At 50.8% G+C, this 26338-nt stretch carries 26 protein-coding genes, 1 tRNA gene and 1 pseudogene; 13 read left to right on the forward strand and 15 right to left on the reverse strand.

All coding sequences use genetic code 11. The features are described from left to right. Positions 1-95 precede the first annotated feature (95 nt). Positions 96-338, forward strand: a pseudogene (locus VW41_19715) (hydrogenase). Between the two features lie 232 nt (positions 339-570). On the opposite strand, the gene VW41_19720 reads toward VW41_19715, so the two are convergent. Further along, entirely contained in the window at positions 571-1368 is a 798-nt protein-coding gene (locus VW41_19720) for a hypothetical protein (protein AJZ91080.1), read from the reverse strand. Between the two features lie 378 nt (positions 1369-1746). Between VW41_19720 and VW41_19725 the strand changes: the two genes are divergently transcribed. From VW41_19725 to VW41_19760, 8 genes are all read left to right on the forward strand, one after another. After that, complete coding sequence (locus VW41_19725) at positions 1747-2328, forward strand: hypothetical protein (GenBank protein ID AJZ91081.1); 582 nt, start codon at positions 1747-1749, stop codon at positions 2326-2328. 103 nt (positions 2329-2431) lie between these two features. Next, on the forward strand, positions 2432-2638 hold the full coding sequence (locus VW41_19730; GenBank protein AJZ91082.1) for a Rha family transcriptional regulator: 207 nt from the start codon (positions 2432-2434) through the stop codon (positions 2636-2638). Between the two features lie 102 nt (positions 2639-2740). Then, on the forward strand, positions 2741-3316 hold the full coding sequence (locus tag VW41_19735; GenBank protein AJZ91083.1) for a hypothetical protein: 576 nt from the start codon (positions 2741-2743) through the stop codon (positions 3314-3316). A 185-nt stretch (positions 3317-3501) separates the two neighbouring features. Further along, positions 3502-3825, forward strand: coding sequence for an ArsR family transcriptional regulator (locus tag VW41_19740; GenBank protein AJZ91084.1), 324 nt, complete (start codon positions 3502-3504; stop codon positions 3823-3825). Position 3826: 1 nt separating this feature from the next. Continuing rightward, positions 3827-4540 (forward strand): NADPH-dependent FMN reductase, encoded by a 714-nt coding sequence (locus VW41_19745; GenBank protein ID AJZ91085.1) that lies wholly within the window; start codon positions 3827-3829, stop codon positions 4538-4540. Positions 4541-4548: 8 nt separating this feature from the next. Further along, positions 4549-5094, forward strand: coding sequence for an RNA polymerase sigma 70 (locus tag VW41_19750; protein AJZ91086.1), 546 nt, complete (start codon positions 4549-4551; stop codon positions 5092-5094). A 75-nt stretch (positions 5095-5169) separates the two neighbouring features. After that, positions 5170-5532 (forward strand): arsenic resistance operon repressor, encoded by a 363-nt coding sequence (locus VW41_19755; GenBank protein ID AJZ91087.1) that lies wholly within the window; start codon positions 5170-5172, stop codon positions 5530-5532. A gap of 20 nt (positions 5533-5552) precedes the next feature. Further along, positions 5553-7310 (forward strand): arsenic ABC transporter ATPase, encoded by a 1758-nt coding sequence (locus VW41_19760; protein ID AJZ91088.1) that lies wholly within the window; start codon positions 5553-5555, stop codon positions 7308-7310. Between the two features lie 30 nt (positions 7311-7340). On the opposite strand, the gene VW41_19765 is transcribed toward VW41_19760, so the two are convergent. From VW41_19765 to VW41_19810, 10 genes are all read right to left on the reverse strand, one after another. Beyond that, a complete protein-coding gene (locus VW41_19765; protein AJZ91089.1) occupies positions 7341-7766 on the reverse strand; it encodes an arsenate reductase in 426 nt (141 codons plus the stop codon). A gap of 12 nt (positions 7767-7778) precedes the next feature. Further along, complete coding sequence (locus VW41_19770) at positions 7779-9068, reverse strand: arsenical pump membrane protein (protein AJZ91090.1); 1290 nt, start codon at positions 9066-9068, stop codon at positions 7779-7781. A gap of 46 nt (positions 9069-9114) precedes the next feature. Then, on the reverse strand, positions 9115-10866 hold the full coding sequence (locus tag VW41_19775; GenBank protein AJZ91091.1) for an arsenic ABC transporter ATPase: 1752 nt from the start codon (positions 10864-10866) through the stop codon (positions 9115-9117). A 17-nt stretch (positions 10867-10883) separates the two neighbouring features. Further along, positions 10884-11246 (reverse strand): arsenic resistance operon repressor, encoded by a 363-nt coding sequence (locus tag VW41_19780; GenBank protein ID AJZ91092.1) that lies wholly within the window; start codon positions 11244-11246, stop codon positions 10884-10886. Positions 11247-11293: 47 nt separating this feature from the next. Further along, positions 11294-11647 carry an arsenic resistance operon repressor gene (locus tag VW41_19785; GenBank protein AJZ91093.1) on the reverse strand — a complete coding sequence of 118 codons (354 nt, stop codon included), beginning with the start codon at positions 11645-11647 and terminating at the stop codon, positions 11294-11296. A 192-nt stretch (positions 11648-11839) separates the two neighbouring features. Further along, positions 11840-13615, reverse strand: a complete 1776-nt coding sequence (locus VW41_19790; protein ID AJZ91094.1) for a nucleotidyltransferase — start codon at positions 13613-13615, stop codon at positions 11840-11842. Next, complete coding sequence (locus tag VW41_19795) at positions 13612-14760, reverse strand: hypothetical protein (protein AJZ91095.1); 1149 nt, start codon at positions 14758-14760, stop codon at positions 13612-13614. The genes VW41_19790 and VW41_19795 overlap by 4 nt, the downstream gene beginning before the upstream one ends. 206 nt (positions 14761-14966) lie before the next feature. Next, a complete protein-coding gene (locus VW41_19800) occupies positions 14967-16160 on the reverse strand; it encodes an integrase (GenBank protein ID AJZ91096.1) in 1194 nt (397 codons plus the stop codon). Between the two features lie 164 nt (positions 16161-16324). After that, positions 16325-16398, reverse strand: a tRNA-Gly gene (locus VW41_19805). Positions 16399-16485: 87 nt separating this feature from the next. Then, entirely contained in the window at positions 16486-17199 is a 714-nt protein-coding gene (locus VW41_19810; GenBank protein AJZ91097.1) for a lipoprotein, read from the reverse strand. A 295-nt stretch (positions 17200-17494) separates the two neighbouring features. Here VW41_19810 and VW41_19815 point away from each other — a divergent pair, with 295 nt between their 5' ends. The 4 genes from VW41_19815 to VW41_19830 all read left to right on the forward strand — a co-directional run bounded on the left by VW41_19815 (position 17495) and on the right by VW41_19830 (position 21022). Next, complete coding sequence (locus VW41_19815; GenBank protein AJZ91098.1) at positions 17495-18817, forward strand: glucarate transporter; 1323 nt, start codon at positions 17495-17497, stop codon at positions 18815-18817. 9 nt (positions 18818-18826) lie between these two features. Further along, positions 18827-19486, forward strand: a complete 660-nt coding sequence (locus tag VW41_19820) for a 4-hydroxy-4-methyl-2-oxoglutarate aldolase (GenBank protein AJZ91099.1) — start codon at positions 18827-18829, stop codon at positions 19484-19486. Further along, entirely contained in the window at positions 19486-20292 is an 807-nt protein-coding gene (locus VW41_19825) for an amidohydrolase (protein AJZ91100.1), read from the forward strand. Before VW41_19820 ends, VW41_19825 begins: the two co-directional genes overlap by 1 nt. A gap of 100 nt (positions 20293-20392) precedes the next feature. After that, complete coding sequence (locus tag VW41_19830) at positions 20393-21022, forward strand: GntR family transcriptional regulator (protein AJZ91101.1); 630 nt, start codon at positions 20393-20395, stop codon at positions 21020-21022. A gap of 84 nt (positions 21023-21106) precedes the next feature. On the opposite strand, the gene lysS is transcribed toward VW41_19830, so the two are convergent. From lysS to VW41_19850, 4 genes are all read right to left on the reverse strand, one after another. Beyond that, positions 21107-22624, reverse strand: coding sequence for a lysine--tRNA ligase (lysS, locus tag VW41_19835; GenBank protein ID AJZ91102.1), 1518 nt, complete (start codon positions 22622-22624; stop codon positions 21107-21109). A gap of 9 nt (positions 22625-22633) precedes the next feature. Further along, a complete protein-coding gene (locus tag VW41_19840) occupies positions 22634-23515 on the reverse strand; it encodes a peptide chain release factor 2 (GenBank protein ID AJZ91103.1) in 882 nt (293 codons plus the stop codon). 356 nt (positions 23516-23871) lie between these two features. Then, positions 23872-25605, reverse strand: a complete 1734-nt coding sequence (locus VW41_19845; GenBank protein ID AJZ91104.1) for an ssDNA exonuclease RecJ — start codon at positions 25603-25605, stop codon at positions 23872-23874. A gap of 6 nt (positions 25606-25611) precedes the next feature. Continuing rightward, entirely contained in the window at positions 25612-26328 is a 717-nt protein-coding gene (locus VW41_19850) for a protein-disulfide isomerase (GenBank protein AJZ91105.1), read from the reverse strand. Between the last annotated feature and the right edge of the window lie 10 nt (positions 26329-26338).

The raw sequence follows: 26338 nt of genomic DNA on the forward strand, positions 1-26338 counted from the left end.
TTATATCGCCCGGCAGGATGACGATATCGACTGGCCGCTGAAGCGCGATAATCCGACAGAAGATCATGGCTATGCAGCATTCATTTCGGAGAAAATTACTGGAGGTCGCTCTGATGGCTATTAACGGTAAGAGCTGGATTTTTCTGGGGCTCACTATTTCTCCTTTTGCTACGCCCGACCCTTTGGTGAAGTCAGTACTGAAAAATATTCACGAAACACTGGGTAATGCCGGATATTTCTTCATTGCTTTCCATGCGGCAGCGGCGTTGCTTCATCACTATGTCCAGAAGGACAACACACTATGTAGAATGCTTCCTGATCACAACAAGCCGATTTAATTTGTGTTTCTGCCGGGGGAGCGTCTTCCCGGCAGCAATATTGCTGCCCTCAACGCTTCGTTATATCCCCTGTAGCCCTGGTTCATGTCAGACAGAATGCCTGCAGCTCAGTACTGTATATTCTTTATCACATTGCTGACTTTCACCTGCACAAGGTAATTCAACCTAGATGAGTCTGAGGTTGCCACGGGATAGATGAAAACGCATGGCATGGCAGGAACAAGAATCAACGTTACTTTTTGTCCTGGTAAACCACTGTGATGTTGTCTGGTTTTCTTAACGTCGGGGCCGTAGCAGGGTCAATCAGGTACACAGGTACTATCACGGCATTTTTCCCACTAAACAGAATTGGCACCCAGCAATGAACACGTGGGTCTCCTGTCGTCTCCGGGATACCACTTGTACCGTATGACATAAGATCAACCACATTAATAAAAAGCGCCTTACCTATATCAAAGAAAAACTCGTTAAAAACCACATCTTTTGCCAGCAAAATTACAGCATCACCTGCTGCCAGTTTTATTGGGGATGAAGAGTGTCCAGAGGTTTCAACATCAGCAAAAATAATCCTTTCGGTATAGATAAAACAGGCATAGCGGGCATCCTGTTCTGATCTTTCCAGGAGCGACTGACAGAACTCTTTGATATGTCGATTTTCGACCCTGCCAACTGCATTATCCCGACGGAGGTGTCGCTTATGTTCGCGAACATGCACCTTGCCATTGACGCTGTCAAAGTCGTACCCTTTTCCAACCTGAAGCTTACTCTCCCAGATCTCCATACAATACTTTTCAGCAGCTACAACATTTCTTCGGCGAGGCAAATCCTGCTGGTAGACACCAGACAGTAGCCGGGCCTTAAGTTCGTCCGCAAGCTGATAATAGCGATTAATATCTTTCAGTACCGGAACGGTGGCATCCAGCAATGTGGAAATAACCTGCGATCGTGAGATCTTCTGTTTTTTGCTGTATTCATCCACAACACGCAGAGTCTCAGAATTGGTTACATTGAAAGTGATTCGTTCTGACATGCCAATCACCTATTAAGCATTTTAGAAAAAGTGCATAACAATTAACCTTAAACACCTTTATTATCAACAAGTTTATTCTATTGCTCTTTCTCTTTAGTTATCAATTCATAGTAACATGCTCTCACGTAAAAATACTGAATATGATGCTGTCAGGACAGCCTGGATACCAGGAGCGAACATTTGGGTTTTTAGTATAATTAAGGTCTTCATGTTTTAAGAACTTCCTCTTCATATCCCCTTCCCCAGTGATCCGCTTACCCCGTCTGTATATCTTCTGTCCCCACAGTACTGCTCAGTAAACAGAAATACTGTGACTTTCCTGCATAAAAATTACATATCACCACCTTCCTTTGTACACACACTACAGAGGATTAAATCATGGACTTTCCCTGGCCCTGGAATCGCAAATACACAATGAACTGGTTCCTGTTGTCGTTACTGAACCACCATCTTGATCAGCTACTGGAACGTTACTCCCGCCTTCAGCCCCTCAGACTCGATGTGTTCTATCAGAATGACACATGGCGTTATAACCATCACGGATGGTACGAGACAGAAAGGGAGGTACGCCAGTTAACAGAACATCTGATGTTAGAGAGCAACATCGTGGGCCACTTCTGGGTACTGGAGTGTACTTCCCGACACAAATGCCATGCCCATATCGTGATGTATCTTGATGGTCACCATAACCAGGCCACCTTTCCGGTGGCTGAACAGGCGGGGGCTGCCTGGCAGAAGATTACACAGGGTGAGGGGTACCACAATCGCTGTGATCCCAAGAAGTGCTACGAAGCCGATATCACCCGCCCCGTCAATTACGATGATGCTGCAGCCATCGACAACCTGCGCTACATCATCAGCTATCTCGCCAAGGAGAAATCAAAATACGGGCAGACTTACTACGGGGCCAACGAGGTACCACCCGCGAGTGGACTGGGCAGACCGCGAGGGCTTCGATAAAACGACGCACTTTTTTACGTCAGTTCCGGTTGTTATGCCGGAGAAGGGTACAGTGATTCATCACACGACTCCGGTACTTACTTAGCTACCGGAGAATCTCACCATGGCAATTAAACCTTCCCTGCTTGAAGATCAGTTCGTTGATATGACTTTCATCACCCGCCTGCTGGGGGTCAGTGATAAGTGGATTTACCGACTCATCAAAGATGGCATATTTCCAAAACCCATCAAACTGGGGCGAAGTTCACGATGGCTACAGAGTGAAGTGGAAGCCTGGCTACAGGCGAGAATCCACGAATCACGCAGCTAAATACCTCTCCTTACATATCACTTTCCTGACAGGCAAACTCTTTATCCTCTCATAGCGGAGGTTTGCGGCTGCCTGTCATTCAGTATCCAGGGATAATCCACCATGAAAGAGACAAAGACGCGATATAACAGTTTGCTGGTCAGCTATCAACGTTGGCTAAACGGGTTCACAAAACTGGCCATCATAAATGGCATGTGTCATCCCAATATTCAGGCCAGCCACCATCTGATGGTGGGCAGTCTGTACTTTCCCGGCGCAGGGCAGATGACTGCAGTGGTACCACAGTGCCTTTACCGACTGATTTACGGAAGTCAGCATCCAGAGCCAGTGTCGGTATTGACTGATATGCAAATCAGCCTTGAGACAAGGCAAAAAACTTTACTGCACCACCCAATGTTGGAAGGGATATTACTGAGTGAATGTATCCGCCTCAAACAACGCCCACTGGCAAATAGGCTGATTAGCCTGTTACACCAATTCAGTTCACCGGAGCATCGCCACAAACTGGTCTGGCTATGTTGGTACGATTTGATGATGGGTGCGACGCTGGAAGACTGGTTGGATAACCTGAAACGTAAGGCACCTGAAGATCTAGGCTTGTGGCTGGTTGGACGGCAGGAGGAAAACATATCCCTCACGCAAATGATGGATGAATATCTGCTATTTACCGGCCACTAATATCAGTTCCGATCTGTGCCTAACCGTTTTACTCCTGGGAAAAAGAGCAGAGCTACTCCCCACTTTTTCTCAATGATGCTCCCCCTTTATCCAAAATGTTCAGGGGCAAGGCCCATTCACTATTGGTATTTATTGGAAGATACGATATTATTCTATAATTCCGGAAATATAGAAATGAGATATAAATGGAGCTTTCGAAAGCAGCAGAAACCCTGAAAGAGCTGGGTCATCCTACGCGCCTAAGCGTATACAGAGAGCTGGTTAAAGCCGGGCATGAAGGGCTACCGGTTGGCGAACTGCAGAAGCGGCTCGAAATCCCAGCGTCTACGTTGAGCCATCATCTTTCCTCGTTGATATCAGTTTCTTTGGTACGCCAGGAACGTCAGGGCAGAACGCTTTTTTGCCACGCTCGATATGAAAACCTTGAGGCTCTGATTGCCTTCCTGACAGAAGAATGCTGCTCAGGGACTAACGACTGCCTCCCCCTGCCCCAGAAGACGGAGAAGTAAAATGACAGGTGATCTTAAGAATGTTGATTCGGGTTTGTTCGACACCTCAATCACAGAGGCAAGATTCGGTGTTCCTGCCGTTCCCCATCCTCCACGTATCCTCATGTTGTACGGCTCTGTGCGCGAACGTTCCTACAGCCGACTGGCAACGGAAGAAGCGGCAAGGTTACTGACCGCCATGGGCGCAGAAGTGCGGATCTTCAATCCTTCTGGCTTGCCTCTTCCTGATGATGCGCCTGACTCGCATCCTAAAGTCATGGAACTGCGCGAGCTGGTTCGTTGGTCCGAAGGGATGGTGTGGTGTTCCCCTGAACGCCATGGTGCGATGACCGGCATCATGAAAGCCCAGATTGATTGGATACCGTTATCAGAAGGCGCTGTTCGCCCTTCGCAGGGTAAGACTCTGGCCGTTATGCAGGTCTGCGGTGGCTCTCAGTCTTTCAATGCCGTAAACCAGATGCGCATTCTTGGCCGCTGGATGCGGATGATCACCATCCCGAATCAGTCCTCTGTGGCAAAAGCCTGGCAGGAATTTGATGAAGATGGACGAATGAAACCGTCGTCTTATTACGACCGGATCGTGGATGTGATGGAAGAACTGGTGAAATTTACTCTGCTGACCCGAGGTAACTCAGCCTATCTCGTTGATCGCTACAGCGAACGAAAAGAGTCTGCAGAAGAACTTTCACGGCGGGTTAATCAGAGCAAAATTTGAGGGCTGGTATGAGTGATGTAACGGCATTCAACAACTGCATGAGCGTGTTCTGGCGGCAACATGAAGCCGAACTCTCTCGCTTTCTGACATCTAAGACAGGTGATAGCGAAAAAGCAGCAGACCTTCTGCAAGAGCTATTCCTGCGTGCCCGCGCTCATTCAGACAGTTTCTGCGAAATGGAGAATCCGCGAGCCTGGCTGTATCGGGCGGCGAGGAATCTGCTGATTGATGAGTACCGCACCACCAGGGAATTCGTTGAGCTGGAAGATGATGCCCCATTCACTGATGCATCCCCTGATGCAATCTCAACGCTGGATATTTGCCTGCCTGAAACATTGCAGGCATTACCTGAAGATGAGCGGTGGTTGATTGAAGAATCCGACCTTAACCGGCGTCCCCAGCAGTCCCTGGCCGATGAACTGGGAATCACGCTTACGGCGTTTAAATCCCGACTACTTCGGGCCAGAAAACACCTGAAAGAGACGATGACAGAACTTTGTCAGATTGAGGCGGATGACACGTCTTCCGTCTGCTGCCACAAAAAAATGAATTAATCGCGCATCTTTTCCCCACCACCTTCGTTTACCTCAGTGTAAAGCCAAATGACTAAACACTGAGGTAAACAGTCCATGTCAAAAATTGAGATCTTTGAAGCAGCAGGCTGCTGTGCAACCAGCAGCGTTGTAGTCAGTGACGAAGCCGTCAAATGGAACGCCAGCGCCGAATGGGCGAAAAAGAATGACGTTGATATACAGCGCTACAGCCTTGCGAAGAACCCGCAGCAGTTCCTGAATTCGCCGGTCATTAAAGAGTTTCTGAACACATCAGGGATGGAGTCTCTCCCTGTCACCTTGCTCGACGGCAAACTCGTGATGGCAGGCAAACTCCCGACTCGTGAAGATATCGCCCGTTGGGCAGGTATTCCGCTTAGTCAGGACTGGAGTGAAGACAGCACGCAACCACGCTGCTGCAGCATTCCACGTATGCCTTAATTCCAGAGGAGCAATCACTGATGAATATGCCATTTTTAAAAGACATTCCCCCGTTCATCTTCTTCACTGGCAAAGGTGGCGTGGGTAAAACATCCCTGGCCTGTGCTACTGCGGTATGGCTGGCCGATCAGGGTAAGAGAACGCTTCTGGTGAGTACCGATCCGGCTTCCAATGTCGGCCAAGTCTTTAGCCAGACTATCGGCCACCGAATCACAGATATCAGTACCGTAGAAAATCTTGCCGCGATGGAAGTTGATCCGATGGCTGCAGCACAGGCATATCGTGACCGAGTACTCGACCCGGTTCGCGGGCTGATGCCAGCCGATGTGGTCAGCAGCATTGAAGAACAGCTCTCCGGTTCATGCACTACGGAAATCGCGGCATTTGATGAGTTTACTGGTCTTCTTACCAACCATGAGTTGCGGGAAAAGTATGACCATATCGTATTTGATACTGCGCCAACCGGTCATACCATCCGTATGCTTGAGTTGCCGGGGGCCTGGAGCGGTTATCTCGAAGCGAACCCTGATGCCGCCGCTAACCTCGGGCCGCTGGTGGGGCTGGAGAAACAACAGCACCAGTACTCAGACGCGGTTAAGGCGCTGTCTGATGCAGCTCTCACGCGCTTGGTTCTGGTTGCCCGAGCCCAAGCTTCAACACTGAAAGAAGTCTCTCATACGCACGATGAGCTTTCTGCTATCGGTTTGCAGCATCAACACCTTGCCATTAATGGCGTGCTGCCGCCGTTTGCGGGTGAAAATGATCCACTGGCGCAAAGTATTCTGGCTCGAGAAGAAAAAGCATTACAGGCAATGCCAGAGAACCTGGCGAACCTTCCCCGCTCGCAGCTGTATCTGAAGCCATTTAATCTGGTCGGTCTGGAAGCGCTGCGTCAGTTATTTACGGAGAACAAAGCCTCGCTGCCGCTCCCTGCTACCACGCTGAATACTTTGGATTTACCGAAACTTGCCTCACTGGTAGATGAACTCAGCCTGACAGGTAAAGGTCTGGTAATGGCAATGGGTAAAGGTGGCGTGGGCAAAACGACTGTTGCAGCTTCGATCGCGGTATCGCTGGCAAAACGCGGTCATAAAGTCCATCTGACGACGTCCGATCCGGCAGCACATCTGTCTTATACGCTGGATGGCTCGCTGCCAAACCTTCAGGTCAGCCGTATCGATCCGAAGGTGGAGACAGAGCGCTATCGCCGCTTTGTGCTGGAAAATCAGGGCAAAGGATTAGACGCTGAGGGACTAGCAGTGCTGGAGGAAGATCTCCGCTCGCCATGTACTGAAGAGATCGCCGTGTTTCAGGCATTCTCGCGGATCATCAAAGAGGCAGACGATCATTTTGTTATTATGGACACCGCGCCAACAGGTCACACACTTCTGCTACTGGATGCAACAGGAGCCTATCACCGGGAAATGGTGCGTCAGATGGGGCAAACACATGACCATGTGATGACGCCAATGATGCAATTGCAGGACCCGGAGAAGACAAAGGTTATTATCGTGACGCTTGCCGAAACGACACCGGTACTTGAAGCGGCGAACCTACAGCAGGATTTACGTCGCGCTGGCATCGAGCCATGGGCATGGGTTGTGAATAACAGCCTGGCGGCAGCTGAACCGTCTTCACCTTTCCTGAAGACCAGGGCGAACCGCGAGTTGCCTCTCATCTCTGATGTGGAAGAGCAGTATGCAAAGCGTATTGCATTAACTGCGTTACAGAGCGAAGAGCCGGTAGGTATTGACCTACTGAAAGAAATGGCTAAGTAACCATGAAGGGGGCAAATGCCCCCTTCATTTTTATTTCAGTCTTTTACCTGCATCATTAACGACTTTTTCACCATCTTCTTTGGTGAAAGCCCCTTTCTGAGATTCTGGCAGGATATCCAGAACGACTTCAGAAGGACGGCAAAGTTTAGTTCCCAGTGGCGTCACTACAATCGGACGGTTAATCAGGATCGGATGTTGCAACATAAAATCGATTAGCTGGTCGTCAGTAAATTTATCATCTGCAAGACCCAGTTCCTCATACGGTTCGACGTTCTTACGCAGCAAAGCCCGGACGGAAATGCCCATATCTGCAATGAGTTTGACCAGCTCATCGCGTGAAGGTGGGGTCTCAAGGTAAAGAATAACAGTCGGCTCATTACCGCTGTTGCGGATCATCTCCAGCGTGTTACGCGACGTGCCGCAGGCCGGGTTGTGATAAATAGTGATGTTGCTCATATCAGTATCTCATTACAAAGTGAAAGAGAGACGTAGCGCCAGCGCTGCCAGCGTTACAAACAGCACAGGCAGAGTCATGACGATCCCGGTGCGGAAATAGTATCCCCAGGTGATGGTCATATTCTTCTGTGAAAGGACATGCAGCCAGAGCAGCGTTGCCAGGCTACCAATAGGTGTAATTTTCGGGCCCAGATCGCAGCCAATCACGTTGGCGTAGATCATCGCTTCTTTGATAACGCCTGTTGCAGTGCTGCCATCAATAGAGAGAGCGCCAACCAGCACGGTAGGCATGTTGTTCATGATGGAAGACAGGAAAGCCGTCAGGAAGCCAGTACCAAGCGTCGCAACCCAGAGTCCTTTATCCGCCAGTACGTTCAGCACACCTGAAAGGTATTCGGTTAGCCCAGCGTTGCGCAGACCGTAGACCACCAGGTACATCCCCAATGAGAAGATGACAATCTGCCATGGCGCACCGCGAAGCACTTTGCCAGTGTTAATGGCATGGCCTCGTTTCGCCACCGCAAACAGAATGACAGCTCCTACAGCAGCAATCGCGCTGACCGGGATACCCACCGGCTCAAGGACAAAAAAGCCAACCAGAAGAAGGATCAACACTATCCATCCGGTTCTGAAGGTTGCCAGATCTTTAATAGCTTTTGCAGGTGCTTTCAGGAGAGCCAGGTCGTAAGTCGGCGGAATATCTTTGCGGAAGAACAGATGCAGCATCACCAGCGTGGCGATAATAGCGGCAATATCCACCGGCACCATTACCGACGCATACTCAGTGAAGCCCAGCCCAAAGAAGTCTGCAGAAACGATGTTAACCAGGTTGGACACGATAAGCGGCAGACTGGCCGTATCGGCAATAAACCCGGCGGCCATGACAAATGCCAGCGTAGTACCTTTACTGAAACCTAATGCAAGCAGCATGGCGATGACAATTGGAGTAAGAATCAATGCCGCACCATCGTTGGCAAACAATGCCGCCACCGCTGCACCTAGCAGGACGATATACGTAAAGAGCAAACGGCCACGACCGTTACCCCAGCGTGAAACATGCAATGCCGCCCATTCGAAAAAGCCGGATTCATCGAGCAGCAGGCTGATGATAATCACCGCAATAAAGGTCGCTGTCGCGTTCCAGACGATATTCCACACCACCGGAATATCGCTTACATGCACAACGCCAGATATCAAAGCCAGTCCTGCGCCTAGCATTGCACTCCAGCCGATCCCTAATCCCTTCGGTTGCCAGATAACCAAAACAATGGTCAGGACAAAAATAGCGCCTGCCAGTAACATACATCCTCCTGACAGGGCGGTTCTACCGCCCTGTAAAAACAAAAAATTAACTCGCCAACTCTCTGAGTTTTTCAATACCGGCTGGCTCAGAAGCCAGTACCGGAACGAGCGCTATACGGTTAGCGTGCTGATTCTTAACAGCCTCAATCTGAGGCTGTTCCTGCTGGGCGCGCTGGCAAAGCAACGGAGAACTCGTATCCGCAATGGAAAGGCTGTTATTGATAATCCAGCCCCACGGATGAATCCCCGCACGCTCAAGATCGGACTGCAGGTTTGCCGCTTCCAGTACCGGTGTGGTTTCAGGCAGAGTGACCAGCAGGACTTTGGTGCGTTCCGGGTCCTGAAGCTGCATCATTGGGGTAGTAAAATGACCTTTACTCCCCATTTTTTTGGCAATCTCTCGGTGGTAAGCCCCGGTCGCATCAAGCAGTAATAGCGTATGCCCGGTAGGTGCCGTATCCATGACCACAAACCGTTTGCCTGCTTCACGGATTACGCGTGAGAACGCCTGGAACACCGCAATCTCTTCCGTGCAAGGAGAACGTAAATCCTCTTCGAGCAGCCGTTTCCCTGCCTCATCCAGATCCCTGCCTTTCGTCTCAAGAACATGCTGACGATAGCGTTCAGTTTCATCGTGAGGGTTGATTCGGCTGACCTGCAGATTTTTGTGGCTGCCATTCAACGTTGTACTCAGGTGTGCAGCAGGATCTGAGGTAGTGAGATGCACATCAAAACCCTTATCTGCCAAACTGACGGCGATAGCCGCAGCCATTGTGGTTTTACCCACACCGCCTTTACCCATCAGCATAATCAGACCGTGTTCACTGCGAGCGATATCATCAACCAGGCCAGAGAGCGATAAGTTTTCAGGCGTGTACTGGATGTTCGTTACCGGGAGCGGTAATGCCTCAGAACCGGTATCCAGAAGTCCCTTCAATGCTGAAACACCAACCATATTGACTGGCTGTAGTAATAGGGTATCTGTCGGTAGCCCAGATAAACCGGCAGGAAGATTTGCCAGTGCCTCCTGCTCACGTTGCCATATCGCAGCGGCCAGGGCGTCATGTTCAGCTTCGGCTTTAGGCAGCACACCATTAATCACCAGGTATTGGTTTTTCAGGCCAATTGCGGCGAGTTCTTCATGGGTGCGGGCGACTTCCTGCAGCGTAGATTTTTGCAGTCGCGCAACCAGAACCAGGCGGGTACGTTCAGGATCGGATAACGCCTCTACCGCATGAGCATACTGCTCACGCTGCTTTTCCAGCCCGGCCATTGGGCCAAGACAGGAAGCACCATCCGGGTTACTTTCAATGAAGCTACTCCAGGCACCGGGAAGCTGGAGAAGGCGAATCGTGTGGCCCGTCGGCGCTGTATCAAAAATGATGTGATCGAAGCGGGTCAGCAGGGAAGCGTCTGTCAATAAGCCGGTGAACTCATCAAACGCCGCAATCTCAGTGGTACAGGCTCCTGAAAGCTGCTCGCTGATACTGTTAACAACGTCATCAGGCAAAAGACCTTTGATAGGATCAACGATTCTGGAGCGGTATTGTTTGGCGGCTTCCTGCGGGTCGATTTCCAGAGCGGAAAGTCCAGGAACTGCTGCCACAGGGCGAATGGTATTACCGATAGCCTGATCGAACACCTGACCGACATTGGAGGCTGGGTCAGTACTGACCAGCAAAACCCGCTTACCCTGTTCAGCAAGGCGGATAGCCGTCGCGCAGGAAATAGAAGTTTTTCCTACACCACCCTTGCCGGTAAAAAACAGGTAAGGCGGGATATTCTGTAAGAATTTCATATGTCCTCCTGACATATTCAGCAACAGGAAGTATTACCACCACAGCAGCTGGTGGGAGCTAACCCTACCTTCTCCAGCGGAATACCGAACCAGCGAGCCAGCTCAGCGCGTTTTGGGTATCGCCCTGCCATCACCGTTTCACCGTCCAATAGCAGTAACGGAAGACCTTCTGCTCCAGATGCTTCGAGGAATGCTTTCGCTTTCTCATTCTGAACAAAGCTCATGGGCTGCTGCGCCAGGTTGTAACGTTCAACCTGTACACCACGTCCTTTCAGCCACTGCACATCAGCAGAAAAATCAACCAGAACCTGATCGACATCTGAGCCACATACGCCGGTACTGCAGCACATTGCCGGGTCAAACACCGTTAACGTCTTCATTCTGAATACCTCACATTTGGAAAAACATATATGTTCAGGCAAATTTTTTAGATGCAAACAGCCTTACCGCTACCAGAGCAGTTTGCCGATGCCAGCTTACGGGCGATGGCCTGTACATCGTCCTGTTGGCTTAACCAGGCCTGCTCAATCACCTGAGCAGCCCAGAATGGAATATGCGGGGATAAGCGATAATGAACCCATTTCCCCTGCTTGCGATCCAGCAATAGACCGCTTTCCCGGAGCATTGCCAGATGGCGGGAGATCTTGGGCTGCGACTGATCCAGCGCTGTACAGAGATCGCACACGCACAGCTCTCCCATCTCTCTGAGCAGCAACACGATGCCCAAACGGGTTTCATCGGAGAGGTTTTTGAAGAGTTGTAATGCTGATAATTGTGGCATAAGCCCTCCTGCTATTATCTCGCAGTTTCTCTCTATAACAGTGCAATGTCAAAAAATATATTTGAATTTCCATATATGAAAGAAGCAAAGCTTCTCTCTACGTCTAGTATGGACAGCGAGATAATCTAGAGTAACCTCTTATACTAGGAAGCCCTGAAGACATCCACAGGGCACATTCTGTTAGAGTTAATATTAAGCTGGAGGTAGCGCCCAAAGTTCTTCAAGGTTCACATCGTCGCTGCTGGGTCGATGCTGTTTCAGCAGCGGGTCAATTTTCAATATCATTGGAAGATCAAAAGCGGTTCCAGTGACTACGCAGCAGCCCTTGGCTAGAGTCGGTATGAGAGCCTTAGAACTGGAATCTAACGTGCTAATTGTATTGTCTAATAGCATAAGGTCGCGATCGTTAACCAATCGGTGTATGAAGAAATTGTGAATCTGGGAAACAATAGTAGGTGAAATATCTGCAGGCCGCTGACTAGATAGTGTGAGGTATACGCCATACTTGCGTCCCTCCTTAATTATTTCTTCAAAGAGTTCAAGCCGGTAGTCTTTCCAGATTTCATGCTCACGGGTGGACTGCTCTGACAAAATATTGTGTGCCTCATCAATGATAAGGTGCAGAGTCCGGCTTGGAGGGCTTTTAAGATTCTCTGCATCTTTATGATTTGTGTAGAAATTTTTGGCTACAAGCAGTGGCAAGATCTTTTTTATCTCATTCTTGCATTTCTTTAAAGAGATGACATGTAAGAGATGCGGAGGTTGTGGCACATCAACGATTTCAAGAACATTACGCAGAGCCGATATAGATGATTTGGCCCTAGCTAGCACCGGTTGAATGTGTTCGTATTGGGCATAGCCAAATACAACATCTGAACAGAGTTGGAGGTAGCACCGCAATATTAGTTCGTCGAATTGATCAATTCCATCTAAATTAACACTCTCATCAATAATGGGTTTGATATTCGCGTCAAATCCATTGCCATTTGAATTATAGTACGTGCCGCTGGCATGCTTAAAATACTTATCTTTATTGTAATAAATAATTCCTTTTAAATGTTCTTGAAGCAATTCGCAGTCAATCATGCGTGCAATTTCACGGCTCAAATCCAAAGCATCTGATTTCGCTTCACCTGTACTAAAAACTTTTTCAAAAACCTTTTCTACATACCTTTTGAGTGGCGTAGTTTTAAATTTTTCCTTACCAGATAGAACGCGACGCAGAAATGGCTGTTGTGTGTTCGTAGTTGCCTGAAACAAGAGGCTTAGGGTTTCGACATCCCAAAAATGAGCGCCTTCAATCTTGAATTTGTGCTTTGCTTTTTTAGAGTCCAGCACTGTGATTTGCTTATTCTTAGCTGGTAGTAGCTGATCTTCCGTGTATTCACCATTAAAATCTATGATAACGAACTGGCTCTTGTGCTGTAATGCTTGGAGCCGCTCATTAAAAAGTGTAGTATAAAGTTTAGCTAGCGTATTAGATTTACCACTCCCGGTGTTACCAAATATGCCCAAATGGCTGTTGAATAATCGCATCCATGGGAGGTTGATGGGTACATTCTCCTTGAGCATAGAGCCAATAGAAAAACCTGTTTTACCGTCCGCCCCATAAATTTTCCCTACCATAAGTTCGCTGAGTAGAGATGCCTTGTCTCGGATCATCGGCATGTACTTCACACCTTCAAAAAACTTATCATCTACTATATAACCAATGGGGCGAACATCCACTTTTCGTACATATTGGACCTTCTCGGCATCAGTCTCTAGCCTTTTCTCATCCAAAAATTCACCTTCAACAAGACAGACAATATCTATAAAGCCTCGCTGAATAGATACGTGCTCCCGAAGTGAAATACCTCTGTACTTAACTCCTCCGTAGAAAATAGTCTCATGATTGGAGTCTTCAAAAATTCGAAGGGAGATACGCACTCCACTCACTGCAATAACCTCACCTACGATGATACTCATATCAGATCCTCCTCTTCAGCTTTTAATGGAGGTTCATAAGTGTCTGGCGTGAGTGAGAAAACATATTTATTGAAATTGGTGAAGTCCATATTCATATCTTCAGCGGGCCCAATTACTTGGACGTTTTTCCAAGATTTGAATTCTTCCCGCATGCTATTTGCACTATTGTTGCTATAACAACAAATAAAAGTATGAAGTTGTGGGTTGGAGAGGGAGCGTTGGATAAGTCTGAGAATGTGTTCATCAGCAAACGAAAAGCCAAATGTTATGAGTATAGAATTTGGTTTTTCAAGCTCATAGCTTAATAGCCTGAGCATCTGGTAGTAGTGTTCTTCGAAGACAGTTTCGTAAAACTTCCACTTAGTGGGGTTGACAATAGGTAGCTTATTGTACTCCCCCCAGAAAATATCTATCTGGTCTTGACTGAATGCCAAGGATGGAATGCCTTCAGTTCTGTTGCCATCGACACCAAGAAATTCGGAATATCCATTTAAATTTCCGAGTGTCTCTTCTGTCAAAAGGTTACTAAAATCATTGCGGTAATTGACTTCAATCTTATCACCGCTTTTTGACCAGTAAACCGAACCGTGAAGATGGATAATGTTTAGCTGCGGGATGCCATAGTTGCTTCGTTCAAATACTCCAGTTTGACATTGAAACGTACTGAAGTTTTTGGAATGAAGATGCTTTGTGTGAAATCCGGAGGTACCATCATTCACCACAAAATCATGTGATCCCTTCATGAGAAGGCTGTCAGCTGTATGGGACAGGCATCCATCATAGTTTGTGGTAAAAATATTGATTTTGCGGTTGAGGTCTTTCCTTCTATCCAACAACCCCAAAAGGGTTGTTAAAAAAATCTCATAATTCTTGAGATTTTCTTTTCCTTTATTCGTTGTAACGAAACTTGGATTGAATGTCTGCACTGGAAAAATACATGTGTTGTAGTAGTGCATGAATAACGCGGTTCGCTTCTCTGGCGAGTTTTCAAACTGTGTGGCGAGCGTTTCGATCGTTTCTCGCCGTCCCTCTGCATTCTTGATGGCTAGGGACAGCGTCGGGAACAAGTCTGCTGAAGCGCCTGAGCCAATCAGTATGTTGATGTTCTTATTGTATATATCCAATGGCTGGATCGCCTCAAACATACTTACCTCCCTTATTTAGTTTTGTCTAAAATAGCATCAGTGTATAGGCAGACCAAGTTTTGACTTAGGCAAAAAATTTGTAGCAATAGCCACTATTTCTCTGGTTTTCAACTATTGCAGTTAGCAGCATATATTGAATTACATCCATCCAGACGTCTAGGTACCCAGACGAATGCAATTGCTTTTCGAGACTGCCTTTCAACATTTCAGCTTGTAATAATCCCTTCCTTGCCTAAATTACTAGTAAAATCACCATACCACTGCATCATCGCCCTCCTCCCCTCCAGATATTGAGCATGGTTATACGTTCCACGAATTGAGTTCTTATCGACGTGAGCCAGCTGTAGCTCGATCCAGGCCGAGTTAAATCCCTGCTCATGCAAAATGGTACTCATCGTGTGGCGGAATCCATGCCCTGTAACGCGTCCTGCATAGCCGATGCGCCTTACCAACACAGTCAATGCCATATCACTCATCGGTTTCTTAGGATTATTACGTCCTGGGAACAGCAACTCTCCTGCTCCCGTCATGGGTTTAAGCTGATTAAGCAGGTCAATTGCCTGGCTTGATAACGGAACCAGATGAGGTCGGCGCATTTTCATTCGCTCTGCTGGTACGTTCCAAACCTTCCGCTCAAAATCAAACTCCTGCCACTCCGCTTGCCTCAATTCCCCAGGCCTTACTCCAGTCAAAATAAGTAATTGCATCGCAATCTTAACAATCACACTACCGGCATAGGTGTTCAGAGTCCGAAGAAACTCAGGCAGTTCATCCTGGGTCAAAAAAGCATAGTGCTCTTTCTCATGGGGAGCTACGGCGCTGGCTAGATCGGGAGCTGGATTGTACTCAGCCCTGCCAGTCACAACCGCATACTTCCAGACCTCTCCACAACGCTGGCGAACCTTACGGACCTTCTCAGTTGCTCCTCGAGTTTCTATCTTTGAAAGAACAGCAAGCAACTCCATCGGTTTGATATCTTTGATTGGTCGGTGGCCGATATAAGGAAATACATCCTTCTCAAAGGTTCTCATCATCTCTTCACGATAGGAGACAGACCAGCGATCATAGCGACGCTGATACCACTCCCGAGTGATAGCCTCAAACGAGTTTTCAGCGTCCTGCTTGCGACTGAGCTTCTCCATTTTTCTTTCGAGAGAAGGATCGTTACCAGCTGCTAATGTTCTTTTAGCATCCTCACGCTTGCTTCGTGCTTCAGCTAAAGAAACAGCAGGATAAACACCAAGCGCAAGTACATTTTCCCCTCCAGGCGTACGATACTTCAGACGCCAGTATTTCTTACCGTTGGGGTTAACCAATAAGTAAAGACTCCCACCATCAGCCAATTTGTAGGGCTTCTCTTTCGGCTTTGCAGTTTCAACCTGACGAGCAGTTAACTTCATTGGGGGTACCTCTCAGCATGGGGTACAATTATACCCCCATCCATACCCCCACATTGAGCTTGACCCTGGGGGAGTATTATTGAGTTCAATAGACTAATAGAATGCTATAACTGCTGATTTATCAAGGAAAAATTGAGTTGGGTAGACTTCAGAAGACTTGAGTTTGGAGCGGGCGAAGGGAATCGAACCCTCGTATAGAGCTTGGGAAGCTCTCGTTCTACCATTGAACTACGCCCGCTTTGAGGTGCGTTAGGCATTATAGACTTTCAGCACTTGCTGGCAAGTGCCTTTGCGTCCAGGTGATGGTTTTTCAAGCATTTTTTAATTAACACGACGGTTTTAAGTAACGCTGTGGGTCAATGGCGGTGGCCCGATAGCGAATCTGGAAGTGCAAACGCACCGAATCCGCCCCCGTGCTGCCCATCGTGGCAATTTTCTGCCCGGCTTTCACCTTCTCTCCGGTATTCACCAGCATCGTGTCGGTATGGGCATAAGCGGTGATGTACTCTTCGCTGTGTTTAATCATCACCAAATTACCGTAGCCACGCAGCTGGTTGCCGACGTAAACCACCGTTCCCGTGCCGGAGGCATAAATGGGCTGCCCGCGAGAGCCTGAGATATCAATACCTTTGTTACCGCCATCACTGCTGGAGAACGGCTCAACAATGTTGCCCTTGGTCGGCCACAGCCAGCAGCGAGCCCCCACCGGCGGCGGGGCTACTTTGGCGATGGTCGTATTTTGCGACCGGGCAGGCGCGGTGTTTTTTGCCGTCGCGGTATTTTTCGGCCTGCTTGCAGAGCCTGAGCCTTTAATCCGAATACGCTGGCCCACCTGGATAGTATAAGGCGCAGGGATCCCGTTCAGCCGGGCGAGGTCGCCCACGCTGCTGCCGGTCATTCTGGAAATTTTAGAGAGTGTATCGCCGCGTTTCACGGTATAAACCGCGCCGCTGAAAGTGCCTTCTTTTGATGAAGGAGATTTGCTGCTGCACCCCGCCAATAACAGGCAAGCAGCTAGTAGGGCGATACATCCAGGCATCGCAGTCCGGCATCCTGGCTTCAAAACAACCTCGCATCAGGCAAAATTTATTCCGGGCAGAATAGTACCATCTCTCAGCCTGCGGCCAAAATCGCGTCACGATTTGCACGTTTCACGGGTGATTGACCATTCCTTTTGCCAATTAACTGATAGTAAAAGCAAAGCTATTTTAGCCCCTCTGCCAGATCACAATTCAGCAACAACTCTTTGACATCGACGGAGGGTTCTCATAGCTTTTACTTGTATACAAGATGAATACAAGAATGAATGGCGCTACCAACCTCAGGATAATGCTATGAATAATCATCAAACTTCCCTTACGGCCAGCCAGCCGGTCTCCACAGAAAAGATTCAGACACGCGGTCGGTTACGCTGGGGGCTGGGCCTGTTTTTCTTTGTAATAGGCCTTATCGCTTATATGGATCGCGCCAATATTTCCATCGTCGCGGAACATATGATGCGCGACCTCGGTATGACGAAGGTCGAATTTGGCCTGTTGGGAGCCCTGTTTTCATTAGGTTATGCCCTGGCGCAAATTCCCAGCGGCATGCTGGCTGAACGGTTTGGTTGCCGGCTGATTGTGACACTAAGTCTCTTGTTATGGTCATTATTTACGATACTAACGGCCACAACCCCACGCTTTATTTGGCTGTGTATCGTTCGCTTCCTGTTTGGGGTCGGCGAAGCGCCAACCTATCCCGGTAATGCCGTATTTAACAGTTGGTGGTTCCGCAAAAATGAAAAAGCCAGAGCGGCAAGTCTGCTGCTGGCGGGCTCTTATTTTGGCCCCGTCATTGCGCCAACAATTACGGTACTGATTATGCTTGCCTGGGGCTGGCATGCGGTGTTCTTCATTTTCGGCGCGGCAGGCATCGCGGTGGCTTTACTTTGGTTCTTTCTTGCTCGTGACAGGCCGGATGTACACCCATGGATCTCAAGCGCTGAGCTGAAACACATCCGCGAGGGCCGCGCGATTTCTCAGAAAGAGGCGAAAGCGAAAGCCCCGTGGCGCCAGTTCATGCGTAATCGTGAGTTTTGGGCCGTTGGGATCCAGTATTTCTTCGTGGTGTATATGACCACGCTATTCATGATTTGGCTGCCAACCTATCTTCAGGAAGCGCGAGGCTTTTCCCTTACGCATATGGGGATCGCGGCCAGTTTCCCGTGGCTGGCTATCTGCCTGTGCGTACTTTTCGGCGGTAAATTATCGGACAGTTTGCTGCAGCGTGGCCGTTCGCTAATGGCCGCTCGTGGCTACCTTGCCATCGGCGGCTTCATCCTGTTTATCGTCGGCACGCTGGGTGTAGCGATGACGATTAATCCCTTTATCAGCGTGTTTTGGCTGACCCTAACGCTGGGCGCTCTCGGGTTACCCGTGGTCGTTTCCTGGGCCGTTGCAGCCGATAAAGGCCAGCAATATTCAGGTTCTGTCAGCGGCTGGATGAATCTTTGGGGCAATCTCGGGGGCGTGATATCCCCCGTGTTGTGCGGCTTTCTTGCCCAGCACTTCGGCTGGAATATCGCCCTGCTGTTTAACATCCTGCCGATTGCTCTCGCCATTGTCTGCTGGTTCTTCATCAATCCCGATCGCCCGTTAAATCCTTCCCAACCCGCTTAAGGAGTCTCTATGTTTACGATAAACCCTCGCGTCTCTGGCATCAGCCCTGCTCAGGTAAAAGAAGTGGCTGAGGTTTGCCCTTCTACCCTGGGACATATGACGGATTTTGGTTTTATTAAATCACTGACATCCATTCTTCCCGGAAAGCGCTTCGCGGGAAATGCCGTCACTGTACGTATCCCTCATATGGATTCCTGCGCAGTGCATAAAGTGTTTGATACGGTGCAAGCGGGCGATGTGGTCTGTATCGATATGTCGGGGGATACCGACCGCGCCTGCTGGGGAGAATTAGTTTCGTACATGGCTCGCGCCAGCAACATTGCCGGCGCAATTATTGATGGCTGCGTGACCGACCTGCGCGCACTGCGTGAAATTGGCGTACCGCTTTACGCCCGCGATGTCAGTCCGCTAACAACCCGCATTTTAGGTATTGAAGGCGCGATTAACGTCCCGGTGTCAGTTTGTGGCGTAACGGTGAATCCGGGAGACCTGATCCTTGCCGATGACGACGGGGTTATGGTTATCCCTCCCGATCAGGTCAGCGGCTGGGCAGAGCGCGCGCTGAAAGCGCAGCATGCGGAGATATCTATTAAGCAGCGCATTGATAAGGGGGAGTCTCTGGCGGCAATTTCCGGAGCAGCACGTTTCTTTGAGTCGGAGGCCCGTTAATGAAAATTGCTTTGGGGCAGTTTATTACCGATACAGATAAAGCCGTTAACCTCGCGAAAGCGGAGTCGGTAATTCATGAGGCCAGCCAGAATGGCGCCAGGCTTCTGGTTCTACCGGAAACCTTCATGGCCTTTATCTCACCTTCTTCTGACACTCGATATGCAGATATAGCCGAACCTCTTGATGGACCTTTCGTCAGCCGGCTTTGCGCGGCGGCTAAGGCAGCCAGTATTTATCTGATAGTAGGAATGTTTGAACGTAATCCAGAGGATGATATCCGTGCCTGGAACACCACGCTACTGATTGATAATCATGGCAAAATCCTGCATACCTACCGTAAAACACACTTGTACGATGCATTCTCTTACCAGGAGTCCCGTAACATCATTCCGGGAGACAACCCGATTAAGGTGGTTGAAACTGAACTCGGCCGCATTGGGCTAATGGTTTGCTACGAACTTCGTTTCCCCGAAATAGCTCGCGAACTGGCACTTCAGGGAGCTGATGTGCTTATCGTCCCTACGGCCTGGGTTCATGGCCCGCTTAAAGAACAGCATTTCCAGGCATTGGTCTCTGCCCGCGCGCTGGAAAACACCCTGCCCGTAATCGCCTGCGATCAGACGGGAAATATTTACAGTGGCCGTAGCCTGGTGTGTGATGCAATGGGTGTCACCCGCAGTAGCATGGGCGTCGAGCAAGGCCTGATCTACAGCGATATAGATTACGAGCACACGCGTACAACCCGGGAGGCATTGCCCTGCCTTGGGCATCGTCGCGCAGATCTCTACATCCATCTGAAAAAATAACCTAAGCCGCGCCCGCAGCTCCCTGATTGCGGGCGCTTGTCCCTCCTCGGGCAACTTCTTATACTCAGGGTCTCCACGCGGGTTAAGGAAACCATGCAGTATGTCAGAGCACTCCCTGAGCCATCAGGCGTATATCGCCATCAAGAACCGGATCATTAAGCGTGAGTATCGGCGTGATAGCTATACCTCTGAGAATCAGCTGGTTGAAGAACTGGGCATGAGCCGCACGCCGATTCGAGAGGCGCTGCATCAGCTGCAAAGCGAAGGTTTGCTCAAAATCATTCCGCGCAAAGGAATTCTTATCCAGCAACTCTCCCTTAAAGAGATCCGCGATTACTATGATTTACGTTTAGCCATTGAGCTACAGGCGCTGCGGCAGTTGCAGGGTTATCTGACTGAGGAGCATTTTCATCCGCTGGAGCAGTTAATTAGCAGACAGCAGGATGCGCTAGAGCATCAGGCCTATGACCGCTGGCTCGAGGAAGACAAAAGCTTCCATCGTTATCTGATGTCACTGACCAACAATGACGTTTTTCTCGAGCTGTCCGACAATATTCGTCAGCGCGTGTATTATCAGCCCGATCCTTTACGCCGCCACGCTTATTACACGGCATCCACCGAGGAGCATCGAGCTATTGTGGCCGCCCTGAGAAATCAGGACATTGCTCTGGCGGAGCGACTGATGACCACACACATTCTGCGTGGCCGGGAAAAAGCAGTGTCCGGGTAACCCTTCGAGTTAAAAAAAGCCCCGTCAGATACCTGACGGGGCTTTTTTATCACTGTGCAGGCGGCTTCCCGCCTGGACAAAGGCTTACTTAGTTGGACGCAGAGCCGGGAACAGAATAACGTCGCGAATGGTATGGCTGTTGGTGAACAGCATAACCATACGGTCGATACCGATGCCCAGACCCGCCGTTGGCGGCAGGCCGTGCTCCAGGGCGGTGACGTAGTCTTCGTCGAAGAACATTGCTTCGTCGTCGCCGGCGTCTTTCGCGGCAACCTGGTCAGCAAAGCGCTGGGCCTGGTCTTCCGCGTCGTTCAGCTCGGAGAAGCCGTTCCCGATTTCACGGCCACCGATGAAGAACTCAAAGCGGTCGGTGATTTCCGGGTTTTCGTCGTTACGACGCGCCAGCGGAGAGACTTCAGCCGGGTATTCGGTGATGAAGGTCGGCTGAATCAGGTGGCTTTCCGCAACTTCTTCGAAGATCTCGGTCACGACGCGGCCCAGACCCCAGCTCTTCTCGATTTTAATGCCGATGGACTGAGCGATAGCCACCGCTTTGTCCATGTCGTCGAGATCGGCCAGGTTAGTTTCTGGACGGTGCTTTTTGATAGCCTCACGCATGGTGAGCTTTTCAAACGGCTTGCCGAAGTCGAAGGTTTCTTCGCCGTACTGCACTTCGGTGGTGCCCAGAACGTCCTGCGCCAGGGTGCGGAACAGAGATTCAGTCAGCTCAATCAGATCTTTGTAGTCCGCGTAAGCCATATAGAGTTCCATCATGGTGAACTCAGGGTTATGGCGCGGCGAGATGCCTTCGTTACGGAAGTTACGGTTGATCTCGAAGACGCGGTCGAAACCACCCACCACCAGGCGCTTCAGATACAGCTCTGGCGCGATACGCAGGTACATGTCGATGTCCAGCGCGTTATGGTGCGTGATGAACGGACGAGCGGATGCGCCGCCTGGGATCACCTGCATCATTGGCGTTTCCACTTCCATAAAGTCACGGCCAACCATGAACTGACGGATGCCGGCCATAATTTTCGAGCGAACTTTAAAGGTGTTGCGGGACTCATCGTTAGCGATCAGGTCCAGGTAACGCTGGCGGTAACGGGTTTCCTGATCGGCCAGGCCGTGGAATTTGTCCGGCAGCGGACGCAGCGCCTTGGTCAGCAGACGCAGTTCAGTACAGTGAATGGACAGCTCGCCAGTTTTGGTTTTGAACAGCTTGCCGCGCGCGCCCAGGATATCGCCCAGGTCCCACTTTTTGAACTGATCGTTGTAGATGCCTTCCGCCAGGTCGTCGCGGGACACATACAGCTGAATACGGCCACCGACGTCCTGCAGAGTCACGAAGGAGGCTTTACCCATGATACGGCGGGTCATCATACGGCCAGCAACGCTTACCTCAACGCCGAGGTCTTCCAGCTCTTCGTTCTCTTTCGCATCGAAGTCAGCGTGCAGTTGGTCTGAGGTATGATCGCGGCGGAAATCGTTCGGGAATGGGATACCCTGCTCACGCAGAGCCACCAGCTTCTCACGGCGCGCTTTCAGTTCATTGTTAAGATCGGCTGCTGCGTCAACGCCCTGTGCTTGTTGTTCAGACATGTTGGTTCCTCATAACCCTGCTTTCAAACTTGCTTCGATAAATTTGTCCAGATCGCCGTCCAGCACCGCCTGCGTGTTGCGGGTTTCAACCCCGGTGCGCAGATCTTTAATGCGGGAGTCGTCGAGGACGTAAGAACGAATCTGGCTGCCCCAGCCGATATCCGATTTGTTGTCTTCCATGGCCTGCTTCTCAGCATTCTTTTTCTGCATTTCCAGCTCGTACAGCTTCGCCTTCATCTGCTTCATCGCCTGGTCTTTGTTCTTGTGCTGAGAACGGTCATTCTGGCACTGGGTCACGGTGCCGGTTGGAATGTGGGTAATACGTACCGCAGATTCCGTACGGTTAACGTGCTGGCCGCCCGCGCCGGATGCGCGATAAACGTCAATGCGCAGGTCCGCCGGGTTGATGTCGATATCAATGTCGTCGTCCACTTCCGGATAAACAAACGCGGAGCTGAACGAGGTATGGCGGCGGCCACCGGAGTCAAACGGACTCTTACGCACCAGGCGGTGAACGCCGGTTTCGGTACGCAGCCAGCCAAAGGCATAGTCACCCTGAATGCGAATGGTCACGGACTTGATGCCCGCCACTTCGCCTTCGGACTCTTCAATGATTTCAGTTTTGAAACCGCGAGCTTCTGCCCAGCGCAGGTACATACGCTCCAGCATGCTTGCCCAGTCCTGCGCTTCAGTACCGCCGGAACCGGCCTGGATGTCGATGTAGCAGTCGGCGCTGTCATAAGTACCGGAGAACATACGGCGGAATTCAAGCTGCGCCAGTTTGGCGTCCAGCAATTCCAGCTCGGCAACGGCCTCGTTAAAGGTCTCTTCGTCGTCGGCCTCTACCGCCAGCTCCAGCAAGCCGGAAACGTCTTCCAGGCCTTGAGACATCTGGTCTAAAGTGTCGACAATCGCTTCCAGCGAGGAACGCTCTTTACCCAGCGCCTGTGCGCGTTCAGGTTCGTTCCAGACATCGGGCTGTTCCAGCTCGGCGTTTACTTCTTCGAGGCGCTCTTTCTTGGCATCGTAGTCAAAGATACCCCCTAAGAACGTCGCTGCGCTCTGTGAGGTCCTGGATGCGGCTTTTTACCGGGTTAATTTCAAACATGCTTAATTTCTTATGTTGATTTCAGAAGATGAAATGCGATCGTAAACCGGAAAGTTTACCGGATTTACGCCGCATTTTGTAGCATTCTCCCTGACATATAGCCAAGTAATTAACGCTGCAGCCGCGTTGAGAATGCAGGCTAGATTGGCCAGAGATGATCAATCAAAAGCTGCACGCTTCGGTTGCCGCGAAACTCGTTCACATCCAGCTTGTAGGCCAGCTCAACCTCGCGCACGCCGTTGTCCGGCCAGCGGGTGGTATCCACGTTAAAGGCAATGCCGTCCAGCAGCGGGCCACCGCCGACAGGCTCCACCATGACCTTCAGATGGCGCTCGCCCACCAGGCGCTGCTGGAGAATGCGGAACTTGCCGTCAAACAGCGGCTCCGGGAACATTTGCCCCCACGGGCCGGCATCTCTGAGCATCTCCGCCACTTCGAGCGTCATCTCCTGAGCAGACAGCGGGCCATCAGACCAGATCTCCCCCTGCAGCAACGCCGGATCCAGCCACTCACCGACCAGGTCGCCAAAGCGCTGACGGAACTCCTCAAAACGCGACTCTTCCAGCGACAGACCAGCGGCCATCGCGTGCCCGCCGAATTTCAGCATCATGCCCGGATAGAGCGTGTCCAGACGCTCTAAGGCATCGCGCATGTGCAGCCCCTGCACCGAGCGGCCGGAACCTTTTAGCGTGCCGTCTCCCGCAGGCGCAAACGCGATTACCGGCCGGTGGAAACGTTCTTTTATTCGCGAGGCAAGTATGCCAACCACGCCCTGATGCCACTCCGGGTGATACATCGCCAGCCCGTAAGGCAGCACTTCGCTGCTGCGCTCCAGTTGTTCGCAAAGGGTTAGCGCCTCAACCTGCATACCTTGTTCAATCTCTTTCCGCGTCTGATTCAGCGCGTCCAGCTCATTAGCCAGCATACGTGCTTCGCCGATATTTTCGCTGAGCAACAATGCGACGCCAACTGACATATCATCCAGCCGGCCTGCGGCGTTCAGACGCGGCCCCAGCGCAAAGCCGAGATCGCTGGCGGCGATCTTTTGCGGCTCTCGGTTGGCCACTTCCAGCAGGGCGCGAATACCGGGGCGGCATTTAGCCGCGCGGATACGGCTTAGGCCTTGCCAGGTCAGAATGCGATTGTTGGCATCCAGAGGCACGACGTCCGCCACGGTGCCCAGCGCGACTAAATCGAGCAGTTCGGCAAGGTTCGGAATGGCCAGTCCACGCTGTTCGAACCAGCCTTTGTCACGCAGATGCGTGCGTAACGCCAGCATCAAATAAAACGCGACGCCAACGCCGGCCAGGGATTTCGATGGAAACGCGCAGTCGGCGAGATTCGGGTTAATGATGGCTTCAGCGGCGGGGAGCGTTTCCCCCGGCAGGTGGTGATCGGTCACCAGCACCGGGATCCCCAGCGCATGGGCGCGCTCAACGCCCGCATGGGATGAAATACCGTTGTCAACGGTCATTATCATCTGCGCGCCGCGAGCATGGGCCTGATCGACCACTTCCGGGCTAAGCCCATAGCCATCTTCAAAGCGGTTCGGCACCAGGTAGCCAATATTTTCAGCCCCCATGCTGCGTAGCGCCAAAACGCTTAGCGCCGTGCTGGTTGCCCCATCGGCATCAAAATCACCGACAACGATAATGCGCAGACCTTCGCGAAAAGCGTTGTAAAGCATGACGACTGCCCGGTCGATGCCGCTGAGCTGCTGCCACGGCAGCATCCCTTTTACGCCGCGCTCCAGATCTTGCTCGCCACGCACGCCCCGGCTGGCGTACAGCCGCTGTAGCAGAGGAGGCAGCGTAGCCGGAAGCGCCACCGAGCTGTCAACGACCCGGCGGCGGAGTTGCGTTTGCTGTTTCACCCGAAATTAACCACCCGCTTTCGTTAGCTGCTTGTGGGCATCCAGCATTTGTTTCATCTCTTTTGGCCCCTGATAACCCGGGATCATGCTGCCGTTGCTCAAGATAATCGCCGGCGTGCCCTGAACGCCAAACTGCACGCCCAGGTTGTAATGGTTAGCCAGGTTTATGTCACAGCTTGCCGGTGCCACATCTCCGCCCTTCATTGCGGCATCGAACGCCTTGTTGCGGTCTTTCGCACACCAGATGGACTTCATGTCGCTCTCAGCCTGGCTTTGCAGCCCCTGGCGCGGGAATGCCAGATAACGCACGGTGATCCCCAGCGCGTTGTAGTCGCTCATCTCTTCGTGCAGTTTGTGGCAGTAGCCGCAGGTGATGTCGGTGAACACCGTAATCACATGCTGCTCCTTCGGCGCTTTGTAGATGATCATCTCTTTTTCCAGAGCGTTCAGCTTGCCGACCAGCAGTTGGTTAGTCACGTTCACCGGCTGGGCCCCGCTCACATCATAAAGCGGCCCCTGAATCACATGCTTGCCGTCTTCGGTTACGTAGAGCACGCCGCTGTCGGTCAGCACGGTTTTCATTCCGGCAACCGGTGCAGCTTGAATCTCCGCCCCCTGCACGCCCAGCTTCGCCAGGGATTGTTTAATGGCGGCGTCATCCGCGTGAGCAAAACCGGAAACAGAAGCGGCCAGCAGCGAAAGCAGCCAAAAACCTTTTTTCATGAGGATTCCT

This window comes from Klebsiella michiganensis (genome assembly GCA_000963575.1).
Classification (GTDB): domain Bacteria; phylum Pseudomonadota; class Gammaproteobacteria; order Enterobacterales; family Enterobacteriaceae; genus Cedecea; species Cedecea michiganensis_A.

What these genes read in the sequence shown, in the direction of transcription:
- VW41_19720 (AJZ91080.1), bottom strand. Translation starts at nt 1,368, where the DNA reads ATGTCAGAACGAATCACTTTCAATGTAACCAATTCTGAGACTCTGCGT.
- VW41_19725 (AJZ91081.1), top strand. Translation starts at nt 1,747, where the DNA reads ATGGACTTTCCCTGGCCCTGGAATCGCAAATACACAATGAACTGGTTC.
- VW41_19730 (AJZ91082.1), top strand. Translation starts at nt 2,432, where the DNA reads ATGGCAATTAAACCTTCCCTGCTTGAAGATCAGTTCGTTGATATGACT.
- VW41_19735 (AJZ91083.1), top strand. Translation starts at nt 2,741, where the DNA reads ATGAAAGAGACAAAGACGCGATATAACAGTTTGCTGGTCAGCTATCAA.
- VW41_19740 (AJZ91084.1), top strand. Translation starts at nt 3,502, where the DNA reads ATGGAGCTTTCGAAAGCAGCAGAAACCCTGAAAGAGCTGGGTCATCCT.
- VW41_19745 (AJZ91085.1), top strand. Translation starts at nt 3,827, where the DNA reads ATGACAGGTGATCTTAAGAATGTTGATTCGGGTTTGTTCGACACCTCA.
- VW41_19750 (AJZ91086.1), top strand. Translation starts at nt 4,549, where the DNA reads ATGAGTGATGTAACGGCATTCAACAACTGCATGAGCGTGTTCTGGCGG.
- VW41_19755 (AJZ91087.1), top strand. Translation starts at nt 5,170, where the DNA reads ATGTCAAAAATTGAGATCTTTGAAGCAGCAGGCTGCTGTGCAACCAGC.
- VW41_19760 (AJZ91088.1), top strand. Translation starts at nt 5,553, where the DNA reads ATGAATATGCCATTTTTAAAAGACATTCCCCCGTTCATCTTCTTCACT.
- VW41_19765 (AJZ91089.1), bottom strand. Translation starts at nt 7,766, where the DNA reads ATGAGCAACATCACTATTTATCACAACCCGGCCTGCGGCACGTCGCGT.
- VW41_19770 (AJZ91090.1), bottom strand. Translation starts at nt 9,068, where the DNA reads ATGTTACTGGCAGGCGCTATTTTTGTCCTGACCATTGTTTTGGTTATC.
- VW41_19775 (AJZ91091.1), bottom strand. Translation starts at nt 10,866, where the DNA reads ATGAAATTCTTACAGAATATCCCGCCTTACCTGTTTTTTACCGGCAAG.
- VW41_19780 (AJZ91092.1), bottom strand. Translation starts at nt 11,246, where the DNA reads ATGAAGACGTTAACGGTGTTTGACCCGGCAATGTGCTGCAGTACCGGC.
- VW41_19785 (AJZ91093.1), bottom strand. Translation starts at nt 11,647, where the DNA reads ATGCCACAATTATCAGCATTACAACTCTTCAAAAACCTCTCCGATGAA.
- VW41_19790 (AJZ91094.1), bottom strand. Translation starts at nt 13,615, where the DNA reads ATGAGTATCATCGTAGGTGAGGTTATTGCAGTGAGTGGAGTGCGTATC.
- VW41_19795 (AJZ91095.1), bottom strand. Translation starts at nt 14,760, where the DNA reads ATGTTTGAGGCGATCCAGCCATTGGATATATACAATAAGAACATCAAC.
- VW41_19800 (AJZ91096.1), bottom strand. Translation starts at nt 16,160, where the DNA reads ATGAAGTTAACTGCTCGTCAGGTTGAAACTGCAAAGCCGAAAGAGAAG.
- VW41_19810 (AJZ91097.1), bottom strand. Translation starts at nt 17,199, where the DNA reads ATGCCTGGATGTATCGCCCTACTAGCTGCTTGCCTGTTATTGGCGGGG.
- VW41_19815 (AJZ91098.1), top strand. Translation starts at nt 17,495, where the DNA reads ATGAATAATCATCAAACTTCCCTTACGGCCAGCCAGCCGGTCTCCACA.
- VW41_19820 (AJZ91099.1), top strand. Translation starts at nt 18,827, where the DNA reads ATGTTTACGATAAACCCTCGCGTCTCTGGCATCAGCCCTGCTCAGGTA.
- VW41_19825 (AJZ91100.1), top strand. Translation starts at nt 19,486, where the DNA reads ATGAAAATTGCTTTGGGGCAGTTTATTACCGATACAGATAAAGCCGTT.
- VW41_19830 (AJZ91101.1), top strand. Translation starts at nt 20,393, where the DNA reads ATGTCAGAGCACTCCCTGAGCCATCAGGCGTATATCGCCATCAAGAAC.
- lysS (AJZ91102.1), bottom strand. Translation starts at nt 22,624, where the DNA reads ATGTCTGAACAACAAGCACAGGGCGTTGACGCAGCAGCCGATCTTAAC.
- VW41_19840 (AJZ91103.1), bottom strand. Translation starts at nt 23,515, where the DNA reads ATGTCTCAAGGCCTGGAAGACGTTTCCGGCTTGCTGGAGCTGGCGGTA.
- VW41_19850 (AJZ91105.1), bottom strand. Translation starts at nt 26,328, where the DNA reads ATGAAAAAAGGTTTTTGGCTGCTTTCGCTGCTGGCCGCTTCTGTTTCC.